We start from the raw sequence: 24,998 nt of genomic DNA, 5'->3' as shown, positions 1-24,998 counted from the left end.
TCCATAGCACCACACGAAAGAAAATAGGAAGACAAGGAAAGCCTCCATTTTTTCGTATAGCCATATGAACAACTGGGCTTTGTCTACTCGTCTGAGAAAAAATCTTTTTGAAGGACTTCTCCCCCATAGACAACCAGTTCCATTATTATTGTTTCGTTGTTCTTTCTAAATAGCGATCCAAAGTAGAACGCAATGCTTGTAAAATAGTTCCTTGTGTCGGAACGAGCGCCCGTTCTTTGACACGTTTTTGCAACAGGTCAAAGTCTCGGGGTAACGTTGTCCCAATAACCAGACCACGTAAAAACTCTTCATTTAATCCCATGATAAAACTGAACGAAGCATCCACTACCCCATCAGTGGTACTATCTATGACGAGGGAACAGGCAAACATTTTCTGTGTATCAGTTAAGGGTGTTCCTTTTGGCAACTGGGCAAAACCAGTGGCAAGAACATACTTATCTGCTGCATAACGAGGTGCAGGAGTTTGATTTTCCATAAATTCTTCCCCCTTATCCATCATAATGCAAACGCCTTTATTTGAACAGTGTCATTCAGATAATTTATACATTTCAATTATTTTTTGCATATCATCAGGAATGGATTGCTCTATGCGTATCTCTTCTTTGGATCTTGGATGAATAAATTGTAATTCATATGCATGGAGAGCTTGTCTGTCCAATAACTCTCTACTTCCTCCGTATAATTCATCCCCTATAAGAGGATGACCAGAATAGCTCATATGCACGCGGATTTGATGTGTTCTTCCTGTCTGTAATTCCAATTTGACCAAGGACATATCATCTGATCGGGCTACAACCTGGTATCTAGTAATAGCTTGTTGCCCATCCGCCCTCACTTCACGTTCAATGATTGAGCCTTCTTTTCTTCCAATGGGTGATTCGATTACTCCCTCATCATAAGCCAATCTTCCATGAACAATAGCTACATACCGTCGTTTAAGTGTCTTATCCTTTTGCATACGGGAAAAACGCTCATGTGCCCATTGATTCTTAGCTACGATAATTAAACCAGATGTATCTTTATCCAGACGACTAACTGGACGGAACTTACGTTGCTCTCCTTTTTGCTGCCAGTAATGTACAACCCCGTTCGCTAGCGTACCATCTACATGCATACCTGAAGGATGAACGACGATTCCCGCTTTCTTTGCGATAATCATGATGTCCTCATCTTCTAAGCGAATATCCAAATCCATCGGTTGAGGAATCAAATTCTCTGATTCTTCCTCATCTAACAATATTTGGATTTGATCTCCTTCGATCATTTCTCGGGAAACATAGCTATACTCACCGTTTACCAGAATCTCTCCTTTATATTTGGCTCGAATCAACAGTTTCCGGGAGATTTCAAAGTCTTGTTGTAGTACATCACGTAGTTTACGACCAGCCTGCTCTTTCTTAATCGTAAAACGTAACAAAACATCTTTCATCCGTTTATCCTCTTTCGCTATGTAGTAAGAAGAATGCTAGAGGTAGTATAGCACAAAAAGTAGAAAAACCCCTCGTTCTTTCGTTCTCTAATCAAGAAACGATGAAACGAGAGATTTACGTTCATTACCGTAAAGATTTTGGATTAAATGCATCCTTTAGCCCTTCACCTACAAAGTTGATAGCTAAAATGGTTGATGTAATGCACAACCCTGCTGGTACCCAAATCCACCATTGTTGTTCAATTACTTCTGGTGTAGAAGCAGTTGACATGATATTTCCCCATGATGGGATATTAGCAGGAACCCCAAAGCCCAGGAAGCTTAGAGCAGTCTCTATTACAATCATGGCTGCTAACAGATAGACGGACTGAACAATAATTGTTGAAATAACATTGGGAAGCAGGTGTTTAAAAATGACCTTACTCGGTTTACATCCGATGGAGATCGCACTTAATACGTACTCATTTTCTTTCTCAGACAGGATTTTTCCACGGACCATCCTTGCTGTTCCCCCCCAACTAAGGAGACTTACAACAAAAATGAGGGTGAGAACCCCTGTATCTACAAAAATTGCTTTCACCACGATTACAAATACAAGGAAAGGCAGAGTAAGTACATAATCAGTAAAGCGCATTACCAAGCTATCAACCCAGCCTCCAAAATAACCGGCGATTGAACCAAAAATCGTTCCGGTTATGATAACCAGAACCGTGATGGATAAACCGATGGTTAACGACACTTGTCCACCATGTAGGAGTCGTGTATATACATCCCGTCCCCCTTCATCTGTTCCCAGATAATGGTCTTTAGAAGGCGCCTCATTAATTGACATGATGTCAACCTTTGTTGGATCGTGTGTATCAAGCAAATCAGCACTGAAACTAACAGCAAACATAATGATCAAAAATAGCAAGCTCGTAACGGCTAATTTGTTTTTAAAGAATTTACGCATCCCAATTGCCCACGGCGATGTACCCTTTACCTTTGATTCAGAAACCGTTGGCGGCAGTTGTGGAGTTGTGGTTTGTGACATTCCTTCTCCTCCTATCTCAAACGTATCCGTGGATCTACTACACTGTAAAGCAAGTCGGCAATCAGGTTACCAACCAGCGACATAATGGCTAAAAGCATGGAAATAGCCATTACGACAGAGTAATCACGGCTACTGACAGAGTCGATAAAGAGTTGTCCCAATCCAGGGTACGTAAAAATTGTCTCCGTAATGACGGCTCCACTTAACAGGGTACCGATATCTAATCCAATAAAGGTTACCATCGGAATCAATGAATTGCGTAAAATATGTTTGTTGTAAATGGCAGAAGTTTTTGTTCCTTTTGCCATTGCTGTACGAACATAATCTTTACTAGCATTTTCAATAACGTCATTACGCAAAAATTGTGTATAAGCAGCTGTATTAAATAGACCTAGTACAATAGCAGGTAGAATCGTATGTTTAATTCTTTCCAAATAATAATACAGCGTGCCCTCTTGTGCTCCTACACTGATAGAACCACTTGCAGGGAACCACCCCAGTTGGATTGAAAAAATATAGATACAAACAATAGCAGCAAAAAATGAAGGTACAGCATATCCAATATAGTTAAAGGTCAGAATCAAATGATCGGACCAGCGATATGGCCATCTGCCAGCGATCATCCCAAGAATGAAGGCTACCACATACGTAATTAACAGGGAGGCTAATGCTAGCATCACCGTATTTTCAATTCTTTCTCCGATTAACTGGGTAACAGGCATCTTGTGAACGAATGAATCACCCATGTCTCCTTGAAAGAAACCAGTCACCCACTTCACATACTGAACAGGAACTGGGTCATTATATCCCAACTGTTCCCGCATCTTTGCAATGTATTCCGGATTGGCATTATTCGGATCAATTTTCCCGGTAAGGGCGTCCCCTGGCATTAATTTCGCCAGGGAAAACACCGTTACGGAAAGTAAGATCAAAATAGGAATCATCGCAAGAAATCTACGTATTGCAAAGGAAACCATGCAGACGCTCCTCTCTGATCACTGATGTTGAGTTATTTCGTTACCCACCATTTGTGAGTATCATTGATTGGTGATGCAGAGTTGACATGCGTTCCTTGCACACGTTTGTTCTTGGCAGTAATCTCTTTGCGGGAGTGCAAAAAGATAGATGGTAATTCTTCATTCACTAGTTTTTGCCATTTCACATATATATCCTTACGAACAGCCTCATCCATTGCTTTTTCACTGACACCCTCAGCAATCAGTTTATCTGACTCTTCACTTACCCAACGAGAATAGTTCCACAAGTCAGTTGCCTTGAATAGACCAGCTGGATCTGGATCAGCTGACAATCCCCATGCTGCTGAGAATACCTCAACAGATGGCTCATCTTTTTCTACCATGTCATAGAAGGCATTAAATTCTTTCAACGCCCCACCATTTAATTTGGCGTCAAGACCTACTTCTTTCCAGAATTGCAGAATAGCTTGAGCACGCGGTTCAGCTACTTCTGTACCGGACATAGCATCATAGTTAATGGTGAATTTTTTACCTTGCGGATCTTCACGCAATCCATCACCTGTGACATCCTTAAATCCTGCTTCATCAAGCAGTTGTTTTGCTTTCTCAGGATTATAATCATACGTATTCAGTTCACTATCAGGTGCTTTTGCCCAGCTCACAGGAGGCATTGGCGCATGAATTGGTTCAGCCTTGTTCTTTTCAAATGCTTTTGCCAGGGCTTTACGATCAATCGCATATGCCATTGCTTGGCGGAGACGTTTGTCACTATATTTTGGTCGGTCCATAATGTTCAACTTTTTCTCTGCATCCCAGTGGCCCATTTTAAAGCCAATATAGGTGTATGCCAGCTCATCCACTTCAATCAAATCGATATTATCGATCTTTGCAACGTCATCATATAGTGAGTTTTGGATGGTATACATATCAATCTCGCCATTTTTTAACAGACTTGCTGCCATTTTCCCGTCAATTACTTTATATACAACGCCATCAAGAAGTGGTTTGCCTTGCCAGTAATCATCAAAACGCTCCATTTCGACAAACTCACCTGGCTGAATTTTCTTAACTTTAAAAGGTCCGGTACCAATTGGATTTTGACGTACTTTCGGGTGGTTTACCAGATCCTTTATTGCAATTCCCTCATAATATTTCTTCGGTGCTGGATAAGACCAAACGTTTGCTATGAAGTTAGCTGTCGGTTGTTTAATAGTAATGCTCATCGTATACGGATCAGTAATTTTGATACCGCTGATTTCTTTAGCTGTTCCTTTTTGATACTCATCTGCCCCTACAATCATCTCTACGTTCGAATAACGAGATCCCTCATAATCTTTATGAGCAATGATTTCTAATGCATATTTCCAGTCTTCCATTGTTAATGGATCGCCATTATGCCATTTAATATCTTTATTTTTCATCGTAAAAGTAAAGGTTTTCTTGTCATCTGATACAGTCCAATCTACCATGTATGGAAATGGTTTTAAATCATCGCCTGTACCTATTAAAGCTTCAGTCGTAAAACGTAAGATACGATCGTCGTCATCCCCCTCATAATAGGCACGCTCAAGAAGTCCTTTAAACGGAGAACGATAAGCAAATGTTACTGTTCCACCTGGTTTTGGTGTGTTGTTGTCCGGCTGTACTTCCGGTGTAGTTGGCGCTGGAGCTGGTGCTGGTGTTGGCGATGCGCTAGGCTGGCTGCAACCTACAACCGCCATAGACAAAGCCATGAAAGCTGACATTACGATTCCACTATTTTTCTTCATCATAAACTCCCCCTGTTATCTTCTTCCATTTCTGATTCATGTAATCTACCCATATAAATGGCACGCTACCTGGTGTCCGGAACTCACCTCCTTCAATGGAGGTTTGATTTGTTCACATACTGGCTTTACATAGGGACAGCGCAGGTGAAAAGCGCATCCAAGCGGTGGATTCTCTGGTGATGGTACATCCCCCTGCAGAATAATCCTTTCCTTTTTGAAGCGAGCTTGTGGGTCTGGAACCGGAATCGTAGACAATAATGCTTGTGTATATGGATGTAGAGGTTCTCTGTACAAACTTTTTTTGTCAGTAATCTCTACCAATCTGCCTAGATACATGACACCAATCCGATCGCTGATATGCTTAACAACACTCAGATTGTGGGCGATAAAGAGATAGGATAATTTAAACTCTTGTTGCAAATCCTGCATGAGATTAAGCACCTGTGACTGTACGGATACATCAAGTGCAGAAACAGGCTCATCAGCAAGAATCAATTTGGGACGCAATGCCAAGGCACGGGCAATACCGATACGTTGTCGCTGTCCTCCTGAAAACTCGTGCGGATATTTGTAATAGGCCTCTTCAGACAGACCTACTCGATTTAACAATTCCATTACCTCAGACCGCGTTTCATTTTCCTTACGATTTGGGTAATAGTTACGAATAGGTTCAGAAACCAGATGTCCCACCATCATTTTCGGGTTAAGAGAAGCATAGGGGTCCTGAAATACCATCTGCATATCTTGTCTTACTTTACGAAGGGTTCCTCCCGATATTTTTGTAATATCTTTGCCTTGAAAGTGGATAGATCCAGATGTAGGGTCCATCAACCTTAGAATGGTTCGACCAGCTGTTGATTTCCCACAGCCAGACTCACCAACTAGACCAAGTGTTTCTCCATCCTTTAGGGTAAATGAGATATCATCGACCGCTTTTACTTGGCCAATTTCCTTTCGCAATAAGCCACTGGTTATTGGATAATATTTCTTTAAATTTTTTACTTCCAACAAGTTCGTTTCAGTTGATTTTGTAAGGGTAGAAGTGTTTATACGTAGTGTGTTTGATTGGTTCATCGCGACGCCTCCGTTACTTCCTTGGGATAGCTTTCCGGATAGAGCAGGCAGCGAACTTTGTGCTCGAAACCGACATCTCCCATATCCGGACTGACCTCGGAGCAATCAGGCATCGCTTTAGGACATCGGGAAACGAAACGGCACCCCGTTTTTGGCATATTCACAATAGATGGTACAATCCCTTTTATGGAATAAAGTCGATCTTTTTCTTCGTCTAATCTAGGAATGGCTTCAAGTAGTAGTTGTAAGTAGGGATGTTTGGGGTCGTTAAATATTTGATCTGCAGTTCCTTGCTCAACAATTTTTCCGGCATACATGACCATTACTTCATCAGCCATTTCTGCAACGACACCAAGATCGTGGGTGATGAGCATAACTGCCATGCCGCTCTTCTCTTGAATATCACGGAGCAATTCCAGGATTTGTGCCTGGATGGTAACATCTAATGCAGTGGTGGGTTCGTCTGCTATAAGCAGTTTAGGTTGGCAGGAAATTGCCATGGCAATCATAACGCGTTGTCTCATTCCACCGGATAATTGGTGAGGGAATTGATCTACGATTTTTTCCGGTCTGGGAATGCCTACGTGGGAGAGTAATTCAATAGAACGTTGCCTTGCTTCTTTTTTTGAAATTTTCAGATGATTAAACAATACTTCTTCTAGCTGGTATCCAATCGTAAATACAGGATTAAGTGCAGTCATAGGCTCCTGAAAGATCATACCAATTTCTTTACCTCTGATTTTGTTGTACTCATCATTGGTAATCTCAGTAAGATTTCTGCCTTGGAAGCGAATCGTACCTCTAGCTACCTTGCCTACCTGTTTCGGTAGAAGGCCCATAATTGACAGAGACATTACGCTTTTACCGCAACCCGATTCACCTACGACGCAAATCACTTTTCCCGGGTTAACCTTGAACGAGACTTTATCAACCGCATTGTAAAACTGCTTGTTGATCATAAATCCAGCTTCTAGTTCAGAAATCTCTAATAAAGCTTCTTTCTTTTGTGTGTGCATGCTTCACCTGCTTTACTGGAAAAATAAAATAGAAAAGAAAATTGCGCAATAAATTTAATTTTCAAAAAATACAATTATACATATTATGTATGCTTTAATACCTAAAGTCAACATTTTTGCCAATTGTTTCTAGTGATATTATTGATAATAATAGAGATTTATTAAATGTTTAACGAGGATATGAGTACGAATTCGCTTCATTTAGTATCATTTTATGTAGAAGATTCTCCATTAAATACAGCAAAAAAACCGTTATGTCTACCAGAAAACAACACTTCTCTTTTCCAGATTTCTGCATCCTTATATCAAAAAAACAGCCCTTTCCTAAGAAAAGGCTGCCATTAGTGATTTACATTTAAACTATTAGTTATTTACTTCGCTGCACTTGCCGCTTCAATTGCTGCTTCATAATTAGGGTGTTGACCTACAGCAGGAACATATTCAGCATGCACAACCTTATCGTTAGAATCAACTACGAATACTGCACGGGACAATAAACGAAGCTCCTTAATTGCTACACCATAAGCTAGTCCAAAAGAAAGGTCACGGTGGTCAGAAACAGTTTTTACTTTATCGATTCCAGCAGCTCCGCACCAACGGCTTTGTGCGAAAGGCAAGTCTACGGAAACTGTTAGGATTGTTACTCCGTCAAGACTTGCAGCTTCTTCATTGAAACGGCGAGTTTGTTGATCGCATACACCTGTATCTAGAGAAGGAACTACGGAAATGATTCTTACCGTTCCTTTAGAATCAGCAAGCGTAACCTCGCTAAGGTCATTAGCTAGTACTTTAAAATCAGGAGCAGTATCTCCTACTTTAATTTCTGGGCCCTGTAGCGTTACTGGATTGTTTTTAAAAGTTACAATACCTTGGCGTTCAATTGCGGACATGGGTAACCCTCCTCATAATATATAACTATGTAGCACACCTATCAGGACTATCATACATGATATTTTTAAACTTATCACTATCAAAATGCACTTAATGTAGGTATTGAAAAGTTTCGACCTGCTCTTCCCCAAGCTTGATGATTTGCTTTACCTCATACTCATACAAGCCATCGCTTTTCTGATTCAATTCATGGCAAAAAAGAACCCCATGATATAGAGCAAAGCGAAAGCTTACCCCTTTTAATTCATAGGTAGTTATCATCATCCCCGGGTCGAGCGTGTTACTGATCTCAATCCTGTAATCTTCTTTATTTCTGCCAGTCGGCGCAATATAGCCCATTTCTTTTAATACTCCACCTACATCAAAGATGCCATGGTCATCATAATCAAATGTACCCCATTCATCAGCAAGCAAATCAAGCAATTGTATGACATTCATTTTTTTTAGGTGTTGTGGCTTAGGGAGTGAGACTACAGAACCGTCTTCACTCACTACAAAAACCTTATCTCGATAGCTAAAAATTAGTTCTCTTGGATCAACGTCCTCTGAAAAAAGCCATTGTTTTCGGGGTATAAGTAAGCGCCAGATATCAGCAGGTTCTTTACTTGTCAGGTCCATAGTATCTCCTCCTCCCTTTATTCTCGTCAGAAATATTTAGTTGTAAGCAATCTTGCTTTTATTTTATCATCGACGAAATGTGGTCGAAGAAGAAGCAGCTGTTTCGTCCGTGCGCTGGTTATCATCCAGCTAAGAAGCAGTAGTGTTCGCTTCGCAGTGTACAGCGGGGAAAGTGCAAAAAGTAGCAGATACACGGTAGTGATTCATAGGTTGCACTTTTTGATCCCCGCTGTTCACTGCTACGCTTGGTAGGATGATAAAGGCGCTTGACGAAACAGCTGCTTCTTCTTCGGAACGAGTTTTGGGTAAATAATTGTTAGGATCAGCTCTGGGGTATTTTAATGATTAACTACAAAAAAACACCTTGATTGCCTCTCTGCTAGCTTACTGGCAGAGGGAGGGATCAAGGTGTCTATTCTACTGTCTCACCCTTATTATCTACTAGATATAAGGGGCGATTAGTGAAATGAGATATGCGAAAGGGTATAACAAGAGTTGGGCGGCAAATGTTCCTAAGAGTCGACCTGCTCCCAAGTGAGTTACCATCACTTTTAAATCACGCTCTTGTCTCTTGTCGCATACAACATCATCCAGCATTTTAGATGAGACTGGATCGACGAAAATTACTAACAGGATGGTTCCTATTCCATTGATTACCGTTGCCATCTGGTTAGCTACCGTTCGATTATCAGGGACGATAACCCCTGCAAAAAGCGAGGAAAGTATAGCAATCGAGTAAAAAGAAAAAATGACTGCGTTCATCCAGAAAAAAGTAGCACCGATCTTCGTTGAGCGTAATTCGCGTAGGTTATTTCGAAAGGAAGGTATCCAAAATTGGGAAGGTACACGCCAAAGAATACGTAAAATACCTTCACTCATAATTATTTTAGGTACACTTCCATGCTCATCCAGCTTCTTTGTACCGATAGCCAAAATACGTGCCACTGTCGGCAATAAAAACATGCCCAGCACAATTCCGGCACTCATCGCTAATAAAACCACTCGAAAATTTAATAATAATCCATCCATGAGCTCCTGATAGCTCATCTCAGGTATTTTTCCGTTATATTGTGTAACAGCTTCCAGCATTGATGCTAGCAGAACCGATTGACTCATAACCGCAAATCGAGCAAACAAAACCAGAATGTTGAAAAGCGAGGTAGATGCTCCAATCTTACCCGTGCGCGCCCCGGATAAACGCGCTGCATAGGAGACGGTCTCTACGCAGCTAATCAACATGGTAACAATCACCACGATGATTAATTTCATGATATCTCAGTGGAGACACGCAACTTTAGTCGTGTGAGGAAACTGAGTCGTTTCAGGCGTGGCTTATAGCCACGTTAAATGAAACGAAACACTCCACTGAACCTCCTTTCAATTACCTATTTACTTTCACTATTGCCGACAATAAACTTTTATTAGTGAAAGTGAGGTGAATCAGTATGCAAATAACACTCACAGCTAAAATCAAAATAAAGCCTACTATAGAGCAAGTAGCATTATTGAAGCAAACATTACGTGCCTATCGTTCTGGCTGTAACTATGTTTCTTCTGTAATCTTTGAAACCAAACAATTGTCACAACTCAAGCTACATAAAATGACTTACGATGCACTGCGAACGGAATACCTACTACGTTCACAAATGGCACAGTCGGTTATGAAGACGGTAATTGCACGTTACAAATCTACAAAAAGTAACAAACATGCATGGCCGAAGATTGTGTTCAAGAAAGCAGAATATGATCTTGTATGGAATCGTGACTATTCGCTCGTCCAAGGATTATTTTCAGTGAATACTCTACAAGGTAGAATTAAAGTGCCTTACGAGTCAAAAGCGATGGAACAATACTTTGATGGCTCTTGGTCTTTTGGTACAGCCAAGATCGTCCATAAATATGGAAAGTTTTCTCTGCATATTCCAATGACAAAGGAAGTTTCTGAACCAGATTCCCACAACATAAAGCAAGTGGTTGGGATTGATATGGGTATTAACTTTATTGCTGCAGCCTATGATTCAAAAGAAAAAACAACCTTCTTTAACGGAAAACATGTTAAGCATAAGCGAGCGAAGTATAAATATTTACGTAAACAACTGCAAATGAAGCAAACTGCTTCTTCACGTAGACGTTTAAAGAAAATCGGTCAACGAGAAAACCGTTGGATGACAGATGTTAACCACACTGTTAGTAAGGCACTCGTAGATCGGTATGGAGCAAATACACTCTTCGTTGTTGAAGACTTGGCAGGTGTTCGCCAAGCCACTGAACGTGTGCGTGTTAAAGATCGATATGAGACAGTTTCTTGGGCATTCTACCAATTACGTCACATGCTGGAATACAAAGCTACTTTGCAACAATCTAAAGTAATCGCAGTTGATCCACGATACACATCCCAAACCTGTCCAAAGTGCGGTCACACGGAAAAATCTAATCGAAACAAGAAAATACATGTATTCTGCTGTAAAACATGTCAGTACACATCAAACGATGATCGCATTGGCGCAATGAACCTTCAACGAAAAGGAATTGAGTACGTCGTTGAAGTAACAACTGGAGCATAGCTTCTTTTGTTGGGTAGCTGTCAGCCTGCCATGATGTAACACCACGCTTGCAAAAGCGATAAAAGATAGGAGTCGAAAGACGTTCTGACTATTGGGTAGTTACAAGCTCGTGACTTTAGTCATGAGTTGTTGACGATTATGTACTCCCCTATTCATATATAAACCTGTTATCTTCCATATCATAATCTCTTTTTCTTCCCATTTAACGATAACCCATTTTATACTTTATTGTAGCGGAAGGAAAGCAACATTCCGTATTAAGGGGGGTAGTCATGTCTTTTCTGGTTAAACAACTGTCACATCATAAGCAGGAAATTGCCGAACAAATCCTGCATATTCAACTGCCAGCCTATCAAATTGAAGCTTCTATTATTGAATTTTCAGGCATCCCAGCATTACTTGATACCGCATCATCCATTCAACAATCAACCGAGATTTTTTATGGATGTTATGAAGAGAATGAACTTATCGCTGTATGTTCTGTAGAAAAAAGTGAGAGTGAATCAACCGCCGAGAAGAACATGATGACCATCTGCCGTATGGTTGTTCATCCTGATCATTTTCGGAAGGGTGTAGCTCATACTCTACTTCACTATATCCTGGACCATTTCTCCGCCTATCATGAAATAAAAGTCCATACTGGTGCCAAAAACATTCCTGCCATTCGCCTCTATGAAAAACAAGGTTTCATTCTTTCAGGAACGAAAGAGGTAGCACCCAATTTTCATCTAGCCTTTCTTCATAGGTATATGAATGATCAACATTAGGTAAAACTTCAAATATAAGGCCTGCAAAAGAATAATTCTATTATTTTCCTTGATCAACAAAGATAATTTTGGGTAATAGTAATACTATTGTGTTAATTTTTTCACCAAAAAAGGGATGTAATCAGTTCTTCTTTTCTGTATAGTAAAAGAAACTACTTGATAGGAGTCAACTCACTTATATTTCGAACAGGGGAGAGAGTCATGGAGCTGAAAAAAATTAAAAGACTGCTTGTAGCCAATCGTGGTGAGATCGCTATCCGTATCTTCCGTGCAGCTACAGAGTTGTCCATTCGTACTGTCGCTATTTATTCGGAACAGGACAATATTTCTCTTCATCGCTTTAAAGCGGATGAGTCCTATCTGATAGGCGAAGGAAAAGGACCTATTGAAGCATATCTCGATGTAGAGGGAATCATTGAGATTGCCAAGCGACACAACATCGATGCAATTCATCCCGGATATGGTTTTCTTGCTGAAAACACTGAATTTGCAACTCGTTGTGCCGAAGAAGGAATTATTTTTATTGGTCCATCCTCAGAGTTAATTCAAAAATTCGGTGATAAGGTTGAAGCCCGTAAACTGGCTATCTCCGCAGGTATTCCGGTAATACCCGGAACAGAACATCCAATCGATTCATTGGATGAAGCGATGCAGTTTGCCAGAGTAAACGGTTATCCGATTATTATCAAAGGTGTTTCAGGTGGCGGCGGACGCGGTATGCGAATTGTCCGAGGACCTGAAGAGCTTCAGGAAGCGCTTGATCGTGCACGTTCGGAAGCGAAGTCTTCTTTTGGTAACGCTGAAGTATATCTGGAGCGCTACCTGGAGGAGCCGAAGCATATCGAAGTACAAATTGTGGGTGACAACTATGGAAACATCGTTCATTTATTTGAACGGGATTGTTCCATCCAGCGTCGCCATCAAAAAGTGGTAGAGGTTGCACCTAGTACCACTCTGACAGAAGAATTGCGTCAGGAAATTTGTGGATCTGCTCTTCAACTGATGAAAGCCGCAGGATACTCGAATGCGGGTACTGTTGAATTCTTGTTAACACCTGACAATAAGTTTTATTTCATAGAAGTAAACCCTCGTATTCAGGTAGAGCATACGATTACAGAACTGATTACAGGAATTGATATCGTTCAAGCCCAAATTCGTGTGGCAGAAGGATACCATTTAAGCGACCCGCAAATTGGCATTTCTTCACAAGAGGAAATCAAAATGAGCGGATTCGCCATCCAGTGTCGTGTAACTACTGAGGACCCGGAAAATGGTTTTATCCCAGACGCAGGTAAGTTGCTTGCTTTCCGCTCGGGTGAAGGTTTTGGAGTACGTTTAGATGGTAATAATGGTTATCCTGGTGCTGTTATCACCCCTTATTATGATTCCTTGCTTGTCAAAATTTGTACCTTTGCCAATACTTTTGAGCAAGCATCTCGCAAAATGCTACGTAGTCTTCGCGAATTCCGAATTCGTGGCGTAAAGACAAATCTGCCGTTTTTGAAAAATGTAGTAACCCATCCTGATTTCTTGTCAGGCCAGTACAATACATCGTTCATTGATACCAAACCGGAGCTATTTAAGTTCCCAGGCATACAGGACCGTGGTACTCGATTGTTAAACTACATTGGTAATATTGCGGTGAACGGTTATCCTGGCCTTCCTAAGGATGAGCCAAAACCACTATTCGTAACGCCACGTATCCCAAAAACACCATTTGATCAGCCTTATCCTGCTGGAACCAAGCAAATTCTGGAACTAGAAGGTGTAGATGGACTGATTAAGTGGATTCAAAATCAGAATAAAGTCTTGGTAACGGATACAACTTTCCGTGATGCCCACCAATCCTTGTTTGCCACTCGTGTTCGTACCTATGACATGTTGGCAATTGCCGAGGCAACTGGAAAAATTGGAGGAGATTTATTCTCTCTAGAAATGTGGGGCGGCGCTACATTCGATACGAGCATGCGATTCTTAAGTGAATCTCCTTGGGAACGCCTGCAGCTGTTACGCGAAAAAATCCCGAATGTGTTGTTCCAAATGCTATTACGTGGAGCTAATGCAGTTGGATACGCCAACTATCCAGATAATGCTGTACAGGCATTCATCAAGGCATCTGCTGAAAATGGTATTGATGTATTCCGTATTTTCGATAGTTTGAACTGGTTGCCAGGTATGGAAGTAGCCATTAATTCTGTACGTGAGTCTGGTAAGATCGCGGAAGCTTCGATTTGCTACACAGGTGACATTCTCAATCCAAACCGGGATAAATATAACCTGAATTACTACATTTCTCTTGCGAAAGATCTAGAGAAAGCAGGAGCAAACATTTTGGCCATCAAAGATATGGCTGGCTTATTAAAACCATATGCGGCATACCAGCTTGTCCATGCCTTGAAACAAGAGATTGGTATCCCTATTCACTTGCATACTCACGATTCGTCAGGAAATGGCGGTGCAACGTTACTAAAAGCAATTGAAGCTGGGGTAGATATTGTTGATGCAAGCATCAGTTCTATGTCTGGACTCACCTCTCAACCAAGTCTAAATGGATTGATTGCTGCTCTGAACGGAAGTGATCGTTCTACTCAATTAGATCTGGACCAATTCAACAAGCTGTCCGACTACTGGGAAGATGTTCGCCCCATGTACCAAGGTTTCGCGAGTGATATGACATCAACCAGTGCGGAAGTATATATGCACGAAATGCCAGGAGGTCAATACTCCAATCTGGAACAACAGGCCAAAGCAGTTGGTCTTGAAGGACGCTGGGAAGAAGTTAAGAAGATGTATGCATCCGTTAACCAGATGTTTGGTGATATCGTAAAAGTAACGCCTTCTTCTAAGGTCGTAGGCGACATGGCTTTATTCATGGTTCAGAACGACCTGACGGAAGAGAACATTTATGAGAAGGGTGAACGCATTGATTTCCCTGATAGCGTTATTCAGTTCTTCCAAGGATATTTAGGGCAACCGCCTGGTGGTTTCCCAGAAAAATTGCAACAAATTATTCTTAAAGGAAAGAAAGCTTTTACATGCCGTCCTGGCGAGTTGCTTTCACAGATTAACTTTGAGACCCTAAAAGAAGAATTGGAAGAAAAAGTGGAACGGGAAGTATCCGATTTGGAAGTCCTTTCTTATATCATGTATCCACAAGTATTCCTTCAATACGATCAAACAGTCAAATTGTATGGTGATCTATCCAATTTGTGCACCGCTGCCTTCTTCTATGGATTGCGTCCTGGTGAAGAAGTGTCGGTAACAATCGAACAAGGTAAAACCCTAATTATCAAGCTGAACAGTGTGGGTAGCATTTTGCCAGATGGTACACGAAAAGTAAGCTTTGATCTAAATGGACAAACTCGTTACATCACGGTTCGTGACCTTTCCGCTCAAATAACGGCTGCTGTTCGTCAGAAAGCTGATCATAAGAATCCAAACCACATTGGGGCATCTATGCCTGGAAAAGTATTAAAGGTATTGGTTAACCCAGACGATACCATTTTCCGTGGTCAACATTTGATTGTCAGCGAAGCGATGAAGATGGAAACCACTATTCAAGCTCCTACAGATGGTACAATTAAAGCCATTTATGTGAAGGAAGGCGAAAGTGTAGAAGTTGGCGATTTGTTAATTGAACTGGAATAGGAGTTAATACTCCTGGAATGTTAAAAAAGCTGTTGAGGTGATTTTTTCCTCAACAGCTTTTTATTTTTGTTTTGCTAAGCTTTTAGTCTTCCAGCAAATCATCCAACTCATCACGGCTTGACGGCTTATATACTGGGTCCGTATACACGTGTGTATGATCACAGCATTCGTTACCTTGAGGATTGTGCTGTTGTTGCTGTTGCTGGTCTTTTTTCTCCGTCATCATGCTCTGAAATTTATCTACAATCACCGGTACTGAATCAAGGATACGATCATACAGATGGGTTTGATTTTCAAGTGGAACTGAACGCACTCCCTGTTTCCCTACCACTAAAAAAGCTACAGGAGTAATAGAAACACCTCCACCGCTACCTCCTCCAAATGGATGGGTATGGTCTGGATGGAGATCGCCAGATATTTTGAATTCACTCCCCCCTGAAGCGAAACCAAATCCAACTTTTGATATAGGTAAAATAACACTTCCATCCGGTGTCTCCACCGGGTCACCAATTATCGTATTTACATCCACCATGTGCTTTAGATTTTCCATGGTTGTTTTCATTAAGCCTTGGATGGGGTGCTCTGCCATCTACTCGCACTTCCTTTCCTTAATTTGATTACGATTCGAACTGCCGCAACAATAGCGTGTCCTACCCGAAAGAAAAGAACACAATGGAACTGGGTTCGGATGATGTTATCATTCCACATTGGTTCCACCCTAATACTCGGCATCTCCTGCAAAGAAATGTAATAGGAAAGCATTCCGACCAGCATATTTTTTACTCCGGTAACTAGGCCAATCAATGTCCCTGTAGCTGCAGCATCCCCTACACCTATTGCCGTTATCCATTCTAGTTTTTGACAAGAAATATGTTGCAATACACCACGGATAATTGGATAAAAATCCTGAACATGTTCAATAATTCTCTGAACCCTGTGGAAATAATTGGCGATTTGTCTTTTATGAAGAGCCTTTTTAAACTCTTCATAGGGAAGTTTATTGCCATCTCGCTTCACTTCTGCTGAGATTTTAAATCCATCTCCATCGCGTTCAAAATCAATAAAAGGTAACTCATAACGAAAACGAATAAGACCATGCCAGATACGGATATGTATTTGTAATTCGTCGTCCTCACTTTGACGACTGTATGACAATTCAATAGTAACTGGAGTAATCATTAGTAAAAGGATTAGCACAGCCAAAATTATGCCGATACTGACGAGAACATACAAAAAAAAGCCCCCTTTCACCCAGTATTATGAGCGAAAAGAGAGCCAAATATGTCCAACTGTTAATCTAAAATATATACGTTAGCTTGCTTAATACCATGAGCCTCAGACTGCTTGTTAGACTTCATAAACAAGTCAATGTGGTTCTTCTTAACAGCAGAGCCTATATCTCCTGCTACCGCATATCCGTAGCCCTCAATATAAAGATGAGTACCAAGAGGAATGATTGCAGGATCTACGGCAACAATACCCTCTCGCAAATCCCATCCTAAATATCCCTTTGTTGGTCCATTGGTAAAATCATAAGCAGTTGTTTTTACATTTATCTTTTTTGTGTAGGGAAAGCTAACTGACCCTGTCTTCATTTGTTTCTGTTCTTCCGTTGCAGGTTGGTATAACAAATTATACACAAAGTTGGCGGCCTCAGCTCGAGTTACGCTTTTTGTTGGGTCTAGCTGGTCACCTGTACCTGCTATGATTTCCCCTAAATCCCAGTTTTTGATAGCGTACACGTACTCTCGTTGGCTCCAGGTTGGGACTTGCTGATGATCGGGATAATTTTTCAATGTATTGTAGGTATCTGACCATTTTACATTGTTTACTTTCCCACTATCTCCTTTGGCCCGATTCATTATCGCAATCAGTTCTTGGCGTTTGATTGGTGATGTAGCATCCAGGGTTCTTCTCCCGTTTTCTACTGAGCCATGAATAATGCCTAATCGGTATGCCGTTTCCATATAGGGAGACATCCAACTGTCTAGGGATACATCAGCAAAACTCGACTTCGCAGCTTTTGTTGGTTCAATGTCAGAAGCCTTCAAGATCATAACGACGAGTTCAGACATGGTGATTGACTTATTTGGCATAAAGTTGCCTTCGTTGCCAGAGATCACTCCAGCCTTTTGTAATGCATTAATTTTCTGTTCCGCCCAATGACCCTGGACGTCAGTAAGCGGTTCTGCTTTTATATCACTTGCTTGTGTAACTGTGAGCTGCATGCTAAATAGACATGTCAGCACAGTAATCAGCATCTTTCGTCTCATACATCAACCTCCTAGATGTTTTCGTTCCTTATGCTGATAAGGTCTATGTTCCATTTTAACAAGCTTTCAGAATAGCTCAATGTATAAATATTTCCAAATTCGGATAACAAAAGAAAAAGGTGCCTTAGAGGGCACCTTTTCTCATCCACATATTCAATTAGCGACCAGACAATTGTTGTTCTGCGAAGCTTACCAAACGCTTAGTGATTTCTCCACCAACAGATCCGTTTTGGCGAGAAGTTGTGTCTGGTCCAAGATGTACTCCGAATTCGGTAGCAATCTCATATTTCAATTGATCCAAAGCTTGGTTTGCTTGAGGAACCACTAGGTTGTTGCTAGAACCGTTGTTTGCCATAACCTGTTCACTCCAGTCGTAGTGTTTTTGCTGTCAATTATTTTGTTGACAGCAATCAGAATGTTAGGTTTACGTTCTACGTTCCCTCACGTCCTCATTGCTGTCAACAAGGTGCTATGTATATTTATTTGCCGGTAAACTAGTTGTCCTTTGAATGTAGCTATACTATGTGTAGAATCCAACGGAGTCATGCATGGGAATAATTAGCTGGTTGTGTTGTTTCCCCTTAGCAAAAACATGTTGTATAGCTCCTGTTTCGTCATAAATACCCGTTGAAGTGACCCACTTTTCTTCTGGTCACCGTTTTTTGAAAAAACTTTCCATTTAGTTGATCGGTTAACTGATTTCCTCACACGCATGCTTGAAGGCTGCATGAGGTATTTTAGCCAACGCAGATACATGCTTTTAAAGCGAAACCATGCCGTTTTTGGAACTGGCGCTAACGAGAAACCAAGCTGGGTACCCCCTTTATTTAAAAGTGTTGTCCCCACAATTCCAGCTATCTGCTTCTCTTTTGCATGATTGGAAAGCACCTCTGCCAGCATAGGCAGTGATCGCTTAATTTCGTTTCTCAAGACTAGACCCATTTGTATTTCACTATTCATATAACGACAACGTTTAGCCAAAATGTAATTATGAATATGGAGTTGAACAATTAAATCTCCTTGCTTGATCATAGCTCCATTATTTGAACGTAATGTCTCCCCGTTATATTTCACGATTAGATATCGGAAAATATTTTTCTCTTTCTGTATGTATCTCAACCGTCTGCAGTAGTGATAGCAAACATCCCATATTCCCCACAGTACTAGTATGAGTCCTTTCACTCGCGTTCTCCCCTTTTGCTCCTATGTAAAAATCATATGACCTAGTTATTCTGTTCATCGTAATTAGCTTCTATGTCAGATGTTTTTTTTGATTTTTCCAAATTACTGTAAGCAACTACTGTTATTTTCGTCTAATTGCTGAATAGACATATCCATTTTGTAATCAATGAATAAGGATGTGAAAAAGGATGAAACAAGTATTAATGCTTACAATTATTGCAAGTCTACTTTTATCAGGTTGTCTGACGAGCGAAAATGCCTCTGCACCTCCAAATTATTCTACCCCAGAAGCTTTACCTGTATTTGGACCAAAACTTCCCTCACCTTCCTTACAGACTGATGAAATTACTCCTTCACCAGCTGAGGACTATCCTTGGGAACTGAGTCAGGTATTTACATCAGGAACCTATCAAATGAGGGGAGTCCCTGGCAAAATCGCAATCATGGATACTCCTTTTTTTTTCTCTGGCCGCAGTAATAAAATGATGTGGCATGTCTGGGGAGACCGGGATCACCTTCTGGGCGCAAAATTAAAAGTAGTTGCCATTCATAAGGAGACAGGAGAGCAATTTCCTGCGTTAGACAGAGTTGATAGTAACAATTCACGAAGTAAGATCTGGGAAATTGAACTAGGAGGACCTCTTGCAGACGCAGATGCCCATTCTCCGTCCCTGATCTCGCTTCCCTATGCCGGGCTTTGGAGACTAGATACTTATCTGGATAACAAGTACTATGCGAGTATCGTCGTAGAGGTAAAAGATGCGTGGAACGAGGGAAAAGTCTCTGAGAATGCTTCAGAGTTATCTCCTGAACAAGTTATGTGGAAAGTAAGCAATACCTTTGTTTATGGCTCCGATAAACTTCACGGAACCGAGGGAAGAATGGGATTTCACTTTTGGTATCCCCTACAAGCATCAATGGGGTATCATCGCTTTACTTTATTTCTCTGGACCAAGCCCTTTCAAAATAAGCAATCAAAAATAAAAATAGTTGCCGTACCTGAAAAGGGCTCCTCCTCTACAAATCCCGTTACCATACGTTTCGATGATGATTTTGAACATCTTGGATTCCCGATTAACGTCTATGCCAAGCCTGGTTATTCCGTTGGCAGTATTTCCTTTCCTGATAAAGGCTTGTGGCGACTGGATGTATATGTAAATGACGTATATTTTGACAGTGCTGTGGTGTCGTTATAAAGGAACTACAAAGGAGGACTTCCTATGAATCGTATTTGGATATCTCTTGTCATATGCAGCTTGTTGTTATCAGGATGTCTAAAGGAACGCATTACGAAGCCAGAGGTAATAGAAAGCACTCTTAGTCAGTCCACATCAGCAACGACAAGCCAGCCAGCTTCCTCATCATCCTCAGTAAATCACTCTTGGATTACCAGCACATACTTCGAATACGGATCACAAGATTTTATCGGCAAGAAGAATAGTCTGGGGCTACTCTCTGGTAAAATCTATACCGATTCAAGGAACAAACTCAAATGGATTGTTTGGGTTAATAAAGAAGGGAAGCATCAGGTTCCTTTCACAGTCAAGGCAACGAGTGGTCCCTCTCACTCCGGAATTGAAGTAGAGGCAGTAACGGGGATTTTGCAGCTTTCTCCTAATGTCAATACTCCCCACTTCTATGAGACAATATCTAATCTCTCCATCCCACATGCCGGATTGTGGAGACTCGATTTCTATGTTGAGGATGTCCTTTTGGATCATATTGTAGTACATGTAGTAGAGTGGCCAGAGGAAAAGTAAGAAAAGCTTCTATCGAAGTCAAATCGAAGAGCTATATGAGGTTAATACAATCTCTAACAGTAAAAAAATGGATCGATGTAAGTTTCCCTCTTACAATACTTGAGTAACAAGGGGAAAAATTATACGATCCATTTTACTTGAATAGGTTATTCTATTCGGTTACTTTTCTATATTCATAACTAAATTCTTTCCATTTTTGTTTCCTGTTTAGCAGTTTGCCCGGACCATTCTTTTGTAGTCGCAGCTTTTTTTCTCCAGATTCCGTAGGCAAGAATAAGTCCTGACAGAATTATTGAGGTCAGTTGAACATTGTTCATAATCAAACCTGGCATGAATCGATCAACAATCGGATCAGATAAAAACATGGTGATAGCAGTATGTGCCAGGATTACTACACCCACGTACATAAGAGATGGGTATTTATTTAACAAGGTTGCAATCATATTACTACCAACCATGAGTAATGGTATACTTACAGCTAGTCCAAACAATACAAGTAAAAAGTTACCATGAGCAGCCCCACCGACTGCTAATACATTATCCAGACTCATCACCAAGTCTGCCATGATAATCGTTTTTATCGCAGTGCTCATACTTTTTTGTTGACCAATCTCTTCTCCGCCATCACTCTTATCACTCAGAAGCTTCAGAGCAATACCGACCAACATGATACCACCAACAGCTTTAACCATAAGGATAGTTAATAAAAATGCAGCAACTAGAGTCAGTAATACGCGTAATACGACTGCCCCTAATGTACCAAACATAATGGCCTTTTTCCTATCAGCTGGTGCTAAGCCTTGACATGCCATCCCGATTACTACAGCATTATCACCACTTAATACTAGGTCGATCACCAAGATGTTTAATAAAGCGATTACTATTTCTGTTTCCATTTGTACTTCAGGCTCCTCCACTTAATTCATTACATTTTATCTCAAAATAAATTCTACCACTTTTAAATCTTTTTATTGTGAATGAAGTGTCACTTAATTGGAATAAAGTGTAAGCCTTTCTTCGTTATTTTTGTCGGAATTTGACTTACGATTTTCCAACAAAAAGGGTGTTTTTTGTTGGAAAATCGTAGTAATCTTGATTAGGACGAGGAGGGTGATAGTTAAAAATGGTTCACATGCCTTTACTAACCTATGAGCAACTCACAAATATTATCGCTACGTTGGTACCAACGATTAAGGATAAATGGTTACAGGAGCTCGACAGCCTCTACTATTCCTACCCAGAGAGACTCCCTCAGGAAATATCTGATACTACCTGTTATCTGTTATCATTTTTCTTGCTACATGATGATTATAAATGTCAAGTTTCTCAATCCTCTCATGAAATGGGGATTTGGTTCTGGTCCCAGAAACTTCCACTGTCTTTGTTATTAAAAACCTATCATACACTTGATCAAGTCTATTCAGATGTTTTTGATACCCAGCTAAAGAATGTATATTTATCACCAGAAAATTTTTCGGATGTTTCAAAGAAATTTAAAGAAGTGATAGATAATACTCTCTATCAAGCAGTACAAAAATACGAAGATTTAGTACAGCTTGAACTTAACAAAAAAGAAGAAGCTATCTCGTTTCTACATCATGACAAATTAGATGTTCTTGACAAGATTGCTGCAAACATGGCGCATGAACTACGAAACCCGTTATGTGCGATTGAAGGATTCCTTAAACTGATTAGAGAAAATGCTTCTGGAAATTCAGAGCTTGAGGGTTATGTAAATGTTGTGTTTCATGAATTTGACGGATTCCACCGACTCATCACTGGCTTTCTCAGCTTTTGCAAAAAACCAATACTTGATGAAGTATACAAAGAAATATCTATGGTTGACTTACTTCAAGAAGTGGAACTTTTAGTGATCCCCAGACTTCATGCTGAGAACGTGACGTTAAGCATTCGAATGGAGCCCTGTTATTTCTACTGTTATAAAGAAGGTTTACTTCAAGTTATTATTCACCTATTAAATAATGCAATCGATGCTGTCAGCACCAATACACACAAATTTGTTCAAATCTCTAGCTATAATCATTTAGACTCCCTCACGATAATTGTTGAAAATAACGGGGAAGAAATACCTGAGGATCTGGTGGATATCATGTTTCAGCCTTTTTTCTCTACAAAAAATGAAGGCGTAGGTATTGGTCTCTCCATTTGTAAAAACTTGATCGATAAACATAATGGTCAAATTATTTGTGAATCGAATCGTGAGCGTACTCGGTTTATTATTCAATTGCCCTATAACCATCCGATTACTCAATAAGAAGAAACTTAGATCATTCGTCCTCCTTGCAAATAAGCTCCCCTCCTTCCCTAACCGATCATTGCAATTGTATAGGGAAGAAGCACTATGAAGGTAGTACATGGACATTTCATTATTAGACAAGCCTTTTCGATTTTTTCGAGAAGGCTTGTACTTATTATTCATTTTGTAAAGTAGAACAAACCTTTTCAAAAAGGTGGAGTCTATAAATAAGTCGAAAAAGGAATTAGGAAACAGGAGGTAATTTATGGAAACGATACAATTAGTTGAAGTAAACCATGAGCTTTTGGAAGGAATGGGTAGCTTTTGCCTCAGAAGTAAACAAACATCGAAAGGATATATCAATAAAAATAAATGGTTACATAATAGTTTTGAAGAAGGGCTAACGTATGTAAAATTGCTTGAGAACAAGAAAACAGTGGGTTTCATTGAATACATAGAAGCAGAGTTTTCCTCCAGAGTAGTACATGCTAACAACTATCTGGTTATACATTGCTTATGGGTTAGTTCAACAGGTAAAGGATATGGAACAAAGCTCATTACGAAATGTCTTGAAGATGCTAAAAGGCTTAATAAACATGGTGTTGTAGTCGTCTCTAATTCAGATACTTCTTGGGCTGCAAGCAAAGAAATCTTTTTGAAAAGAAACTTTTCTGTTGTAGACAAAGCACCTTATGGTTTTGAATTACTTGTATATAAATTCGACGATAAACCTGACCCTTACTTTCCTATTGATTGGGAAGAACGTTTAGCTCATTATAACAACTTAACTATAATACGGACTTTTCAATGCCCTTATGTACAGATTGCAACAGAAAATATCGTTGAGGGTGCTACAAAACTGGGGATCAACGTAGATATTATTGATATGAAAGGAAGAGAGGAATTGATGAGACTCTCACCAACTCCTTATGGTATTTTTAGTGCCGTTTATAAAGGGCAATTGATCACATTTCATAGAATGACTGTTCACTCAGTCATAAAGAGCTTGAAAGAGCTGAATTAGCTCATTTGGTATTAACAGAATGATATGAGATAAGACCTTCCATTTTAAAGGTCTTTTTCTTTACCATTTAATTACCATTACCTTTAACATGGACAAATAAAAAAAGAATGCTACATAGCATCCCTGTATACATTATGGAGCGGGTGATGGGAATCGAACCCACGCGACCAGCTTGGAAGGCTGGAGTTCTACCATTGAACTACACCCGCAAATGATGGTGCCGAGGACCGGACTTGAACCGGTACGGGGTAAACCCCGACAGATTTTAAGTCTGTTGCGTCTGCCTATTCCGCCACCCCGGCGATGAAAAAATGGTCGGGAAGACAGGATTCGAACCTGCGACACCTTGGTCCCAAACCAAGTACTCTACCAAGCTGAGCTACTTCCCGATTTACATTTGTCCGTACTGCTTATCGCCTTAACAGACAGCGTTTTCATCTTCTTTATAAAAAAGAAAAATGGCGTGCCCTGAGAGATTCGAACTCCCGGCCTTTTGATTCGTAGTCAAACGCTCTATCCAGCTGAGCTAAGGGCACATATGGAGCGGACGAAGGGTCTCGAACCCTCGACCTTCGCCTTGGCAAGGCGACGCTCTACCAATTGAGCTACGTCCGCATTGGTTATATTATAGCATAAAATTAATGCTAAGAAAAGAAATGGTGAGCCATGAAGGACTCGAACCTTCGACCCTCTGA

At 40.5% G+C, this 24,998-nt stretch carries 23 protein-coding genes and 5 tRNA genes; 7 read left to right on the top strand and 21 right to left on the bottom strand.

Annotated features, from left to right (window positions below; genetic code table 11):
• Nucleotides 1-145: 145 nt before the first annotated feature.
• From LM917_RS14125 to LM917_RS14080, 10 genes are all read right to left on the bottom strand, one after another.
• Complete coding sequence (locus LM917_RS14125; protein ID WP_232698177.1) at nt 146-496, bottom strand: DUF3870 domain-containing protein; 351 nt, start codon at nt 494-496, stop codon at nt 146-148.
• 51 nt (nt 497-547) lie between these two features.
• The gene (locus LM917_RS14120; RefSeq protein ID WP_232698176.1) at nt 548-1,450 is read right to left on the bottom strand and encodes an RluA family pseudouridine synthase; all 903 of its coding nucleotides are present in this window, start codon (nt 1,448-1,450) and stop codon (nt 548-550) included.
• Between the two features lie 124 nt (nt 1,451-1,574).
• Complete coding sequence (gene opp4C, locus LM917_RS14115) at nt 1,575-2,483, bottom strand: oligopeptide ABC transporter permease (RefSeq protein ID WP_232698175.1); 909 nt, start codon at nt 2,481-2,483, stop codon at nt 1,575-1,577.
• An 11-nt stretch (nt 2,484-2,494) separates the two neighbouring features.
• A complete protein-coding gene (gene opp4B / locus LM917_RS14110; RefSeq protein WP_232698174.1) occupies nt 2,495-3,460 on the bottom strand; it encodes an oligopeptide ABC transporter permease in 966 nt (321 codons plus the stop codon).
• 32 nt (nt 3,461-3,492) lie between these two features.
• Nucleotides 3,493-5,232, bottom strand: a complete 1,740-nt coding sequence (gene opp4A / locus LM917_RS14105) for an oligopeptide ABC transporter substrate-binding protein (protein WP_232698173.1) — start codon at nt 5,230-5,232, stop codon at nt 3,493-3,495.
• Between the two features lie 42 nt (nt 5,233-5,274).
• Nucleotides 5,275-6,303, bottom strand: coding sequence for an ABC transporter ATP-binding protein (locus LM917_RS14100; protein ID WP_232698172.1), 1,029 nt, complete (start codon nt 6,301-6,303; stop codon nt 5,275-5,277).
• Nucleotides 6,300-7,319, bottom strand: a complete 1,020-nt coding sequence (locus tag LM917_RS14095) for an ABC transporter ATP-binding protein (protein WP_232698171.1) — start codon at nt 7,317-7,319, stop codon at nt 6,300-6,302. The genes LM917_RS14100 and LM917_RS14095 overlap by 4 nt, the downstream gene beginning before the upstream one ends.
• A 371-nt stretch (nt 7,320-7,690) precedes the next feature.
• Complete coding sequence (gene tpx, locus LM917_RS14090; RefSeq protein ID WP_232698170.1) at nt 7,691-8,209, bottom strand: thiol peroxidase; 519 nt, start codon at nt 8,207-8,209, stop codon at nt 7,691-7,693.
• 91 nt (nt 8,210-8,300) lie between these two features.
• Nucleotides 8,301-8,828: a hypothetical protein gene (locus LM917_RS14085; RefSeq protein ID WP_232698169.1), complete on the bottom strand. Its 528-nt coding sequence runs from the start codon at nt 8,826-8,828 to the stop codon at nt 8,301-8,303.
• Between the two features lie 441 nt (nt 8,829-9,269).
• Nucleotides 9,270-10,097, bottom strand: coding sequence for a lipid II flippase family protein (locus tag LM917_RS14080; RefSeq protein WP_232698168.1), 828 nt, complete (start codon nt 10,095-10,097; stop codon nt 9,270-9,272).
• Between the two features lie 176 nt (nt 10,098-10,273).
• On the opposite strand from LM917_RS14080, the gene LM917_RS14075 reads away from it, so the two are divergent.
• The 3 genes from LM917_RS14075 to pyc all read left to right on the top strand — a co-directional run bounded on the left by LM917_RS14075 (nt 10,274) and on the right by pyc (nt 15,807).
• Nucleotides 10,274-11,392, top strand: coding sequence for an RNA-guided endonuclease InsQ/TnpB family protein (locus tag LM917_RS14075; protein WP_232698167.1), 1,119 nt, complete (start codon nt 10,274-10,276; stop codon nt 11,390-11,392).
• A 272-nt stretch (nt 11,393-11,664) separates the two neighbouring features.
• A complete protein-coding gene (locus LM917_RS14070; protein ID WP_232698166.1) occupies nt 11,665-12,159 on the top strand; it encodes a GNAT family N-acetyltransferase in 495 nt (164 codons plus the stop codon).
• 201 nt (nt 12,160-12,360) lie between these two features.
• Nucleotides 12,361-15,807: a pyruvate carboxylase gene (pyc, locus tag LM917_RS14065; protein ID WP_232698165.1), complete on the top strand. Its 3,447-nt coding sequence runs from the start codon at nt 12,361-12,363 to the stop codon at nt 15,805-15,807.
• 82 nt (nt 15,808-15,889) lie between these two features.
• Here the strand turns inward: pyc and ytfJ are convergent, their stop codons facing one another.
• The 5 genes from ytfJ to LM917_RS14040 form a co-directional block, all read right to left on the bottom strand.
• Nucleotides 15,890-16,396, bottom strand: coding sequence for a GerW family sporulation protein (gene ytfJ, locus LM917_RS14060; RefSeq protein WP_232698164.1), 507 nt, complete (start codon nt 16,394-16,396; stop codon nt 15,890-15,892).
• The gene (locus LM917_RS14055; RefSeq protein WP_232698163.1) at nt 16,369-17,040 is read right to left on the bottom strand and encodes a DUF2953 domain-containing protein; all 672 of its coding nucleotides are present in this window, start codon (nt 17,038-17,040) and stop codon (nt 16,369-16,371) included. Before LM917_RS14055 ends, ytfJ begins: the two co-directional genes overlap by 28 nt.
• Nucleotides 17,041-17,099: 59 nt before the next feature.
• The gene (locus LM917_RS14050) at nt 17,100-18,080 is read right to left on the bottom strand and encodes an S-layer homology domain-containing protein (protein ID WP_232698162.1); all 981 of its coding nucleotides are present in this window, start codon (nt 18,078-18,080) and stop codon (nt 17,100-17,102) included.
• 157 nt (nt 18,081-18,237) lie between these two features.
• Nucleotides 18,238-18,435, bottom strand: coding sequence for an alpha/beta-type small acid-soluble spore protein (locus LM917_RS14045; protein ID WP_232698161.1), 198 nt, complete (start codon nt 18,433-18,435; stop codon nt 18,238-18,240).
• A gap of 203 nt (nt 18,436-18,638) precedes the next feature.
• The gene (locus tag LM917_RS14040; RefSeq protein WP_232698160.1) at nt 18,639-19,262 is read right to left on the bottom strand and encodes a YkoP family protein; all 624 of its coding nucleotides are present in this window, start codon (nt 19,260-19,262) and stop codon (nt 18,639-18,641) included.
• A gap of 188 nt (nt 19,263-19,450) precedes the next feature.
• On the opposite strand from LM917_RS14040, the gene LM917_RS14035 reads away from it, so the two are divergent.
• Together LM917_RS14035 and LM917_RS14030 are read left to right on the top strand one after the other, a co-directional pair.
• Complete coding sequence (locus tag LM917_RS14035) at nt 19,451-20,458, top strand: DUF4871 domain-containing protein (protein ID WP_232698159.1); 1,008 nt, start codon at nt 19,451-19,453, stop codon at nt 20,456-20,458.
• Between the two features lie 24 nt (nt 20,459-20,482).
• Nucleotides 20,483-21,022, top strand: coding sequence for a DUF4871 domain-containing protein (locus tag LM917_RS14030; protein WP_232698158.1), 540 nt, complete (start codon nt 20,483-20,485; stop codon nt 21,020-21,022).
• Nucleotides 21,023-21,201: 179 nt separating this feature from the next.
• Here the strand turns inward: LM917_RS14030 and LM917_RS14025 are convergent, their stop codons facing one another.
• On the bottom strand, nt 21,202-21,918 hold the full coding sequence (locus LM917_RS14025; RefSeq protein WP_232698157.1) for a TerC family protein: 717 nt from the start codon (nt 21,916-21,918) through the stop codon (nt 21,202-21,204).
• A 227-nt stretch (nt 21,919-22,145) separates the two neighbouring features.
• Here LM917_RS14025 and LM917_RS14020 point away from each other — a divergent pair, with 227 nt between their 5' ends.
• Together LM917_RS14020 and LM917_RS14015 are read left to right on the top strand one after the other, a co-directional pair.
• A complete protein-coding gene (locus LM917_RS14020; RefSeq protein WP_232698156.1) occupies nt 22,146-23,297 on the top strand; it encodes a sensor histidine kinase in 1,152 nt (383 codons plus the stop codon).
• A gap of 247 nt (nt 23,298-23,544) precedes the next feature.
• Nucleotides 23,545-24,303, top strand: coding sequence for a GNAT family N-acetyltransferase (locus tag LM917_RS14015; RefSeq protein WP_232698155.1), 759 nt, complete (start codon nt 23,545-23,547; stop codon nt 24,301-24,303).
• Between the two features lie 135 nt (nt 24,304-24,438).
• Here LM917_RS14015 and LM917_RS14010 read toward each other — a convergent pair.
• The 5 genes from LM917_RS14010 to LM917_RS13990 all read right to left on the bottom strand — a co-directional run bounded on the left by LM917_RS14010 (nt 24,439) and on the right by LM917_RS13990 (nt 24,918).
• Nucleotides 24,439-24,512 (bottom strand) — tRNA-Gly (locus LM917_RS14010).
• A 6-nt stretch (nt 24,513-24,518) separates the two neighbouring features.
• Nucleotides 24,519-24,605 (bottom strand) — tRNA-Leu (locus LM917_RS14005).
• 10 nt (nt 24,606-24,615) lie between these two features.
• Nucleotides 24,616-24,692: transfer RNA gene (locus tag LM917_RS14000), tRNA-Pro, on the bottom strand.
• Nucleotides 24,693-24,762: 70 nt separating this feature from the next.
• Nucleotides 24,763-24,839: transfer RNA gene (locus LM917_RS13995), tRNA-Arg, on the bottom strand.
• 3 nt (nt 24,840-24,842) lie between these two features.
• Nucleotides 24,843-24,918: transfer RNA gene (locus LM917_RS13990), tRNA-Gly, on the bottom strand.
• Nucleotides 24,919-24,998: the final 80 nt, after the last annotated feature.

This window comes from Brevibacillus daliensis, assembly GCF_021245735.1.
GTDB lineage: Bacteria > Bacillota > Bacilli > Brevibacillales > Brevibacillaceae > Brevibacillus_B > Brevibacillus_B daliensis.
The sequence above is the reverse complement of the archived record's forward strand: the minus strand, read 5'-3'. Positions and strand labels throughout refer to the sequence as shown.

Coding starts and splice junctions, on each gene's coding strand:
- LM917_RS14125 (WP_232698177.1), bottom strand. CDS start 496: ATGGAAAATCAAACTCCTGCACCTCGTTATGCAGCAGATAAGTATGTT.
- LM917_RS14120 (WP_232698176.1), bottom strand. CDS start 1,450: ATGAAAGATGTTTTGTTACGTTTTACGATTAAGAAAGAGCAGGCTGGT.
- opp4C (WP_232698175.1), bottom strand. CDS start 2,483: ATGTCACAAACCACAACTCCACAACTGCCGCCAACGGTTTCTGAATCA.
- opp4B (WP_232698174.1), bottom strand. CDS start 3,460: ATGGTTTCCTTTGCAATACGTAGATTTCTTGCGATGATTCCTATTTTG.
- opp4A (WP_232698173.1), bottom strand. CDS start 5,232: ATGATGAAGAAAAATAGTGGAATCGTAATGTCAGCTTTCATGGCTTTG.
- LM917_RS14100 (WP_232698172.1), bottom strand. CDS start 6,303: ATGAACCAATCAAACACACTACGTATAAACACTTCTACCCTTACAAAA.
- LM917_RS14095 (WP_232698171.1), bottom strand. CDS start 7,319: ATGCACACACAAAAGAAAGAAGCTTTATTAGAGATTTCTGAACTAGAA.
- tpx (WP_232698170.1), bottom strand. CDS start 8,209: ATGTCCGCAATTGAACGCCAAGGTATTGTAACTTTTAAAAACAATCCA.
- LM917_RS14085 (WP_232698169.1), bottom strand. CDS start 8,828: ATGGACCTGACAAGTAAAGAACCTGCTGATATCTGGCGCTTACTTATA.
- LM917_RS14080 (WP_232698168.1), bottom strand. CDS start 10,097: ATGAAATTAATCATCGTGGTGATTGTTACCATGTTGATTAGCTGCGTA.
- LM917_RS14075 (WP_232698167.1), top strand. CDS start 10,274: ATGCAAATAACACTCACAGCTAAAATCAAAATAAAGCCTACTATAGAG.
- LM917_RS14070 (WP_232698166.1), top strand. CDS start 11,665: ATGTCTTTTCTGGTTAAACAACTGTCACATCATAAGCAGGAAATTGCC.
- pyc (WP_232698165.1), top strand. CDS start 12,361: ATGGAGCTGAAAAAAATTAAAAGACTGCTTGTAGCCAATCGTGGTGAG.
- ytfJ (WP_232698164.1), bottom strand. CDS start 16,396: ATGGCAGAGCACCCCATCCAAGGCTTAATGAAAACAACCATGGAAAAT.
- LM917_RS14050 (WP_232698162.1), bottom strand. CDS start 18,080: ATGAGACGAAAGATGCTGATTACTGTGCTGACATGTCTATTTAGCATG.
- LM917_RS14045 (WP_232698161.1), bottom strand. CDS start 18,435: ATGGCAAACAACGGTTCTAGCAACAACCTAGTGGTTCCTCAAGCAAAC.
- LM917_RS14035 (WP_232698159.1), top strand. CDS start 19,451: ATGAAACAAGTATTAATGCTTACAATTATTGCAAGTCTACTTTTATCA.
- LM917_RS14030 (WP_232698158.1), top strand. CDS start 20,483: ATGAATCGTATTTGGATATCTCTTGTCATATGCAGCTTGTTGTTATCA.
- LM917_RS14025 (WP_232698157.1), bottom strand. CDS start 21,918: ATGGAAACAGAAATAGTAATCGCTTTATTAAACATCTTGGTGATCGAC.
- LM917_RS14020 (WP_232698156.1), top strand. CDS start 22,146: ATGGTTCACATGCCTTTACTAACCTATGAGCAACTCACAAATATTATC.
- LM917_RS14015 (WP_232698155.1), top strand. CDS start 23,545: ATGGAAACGATACAATTAGTTGAAGTAAACCATGAGCTTTTGGAAGGA.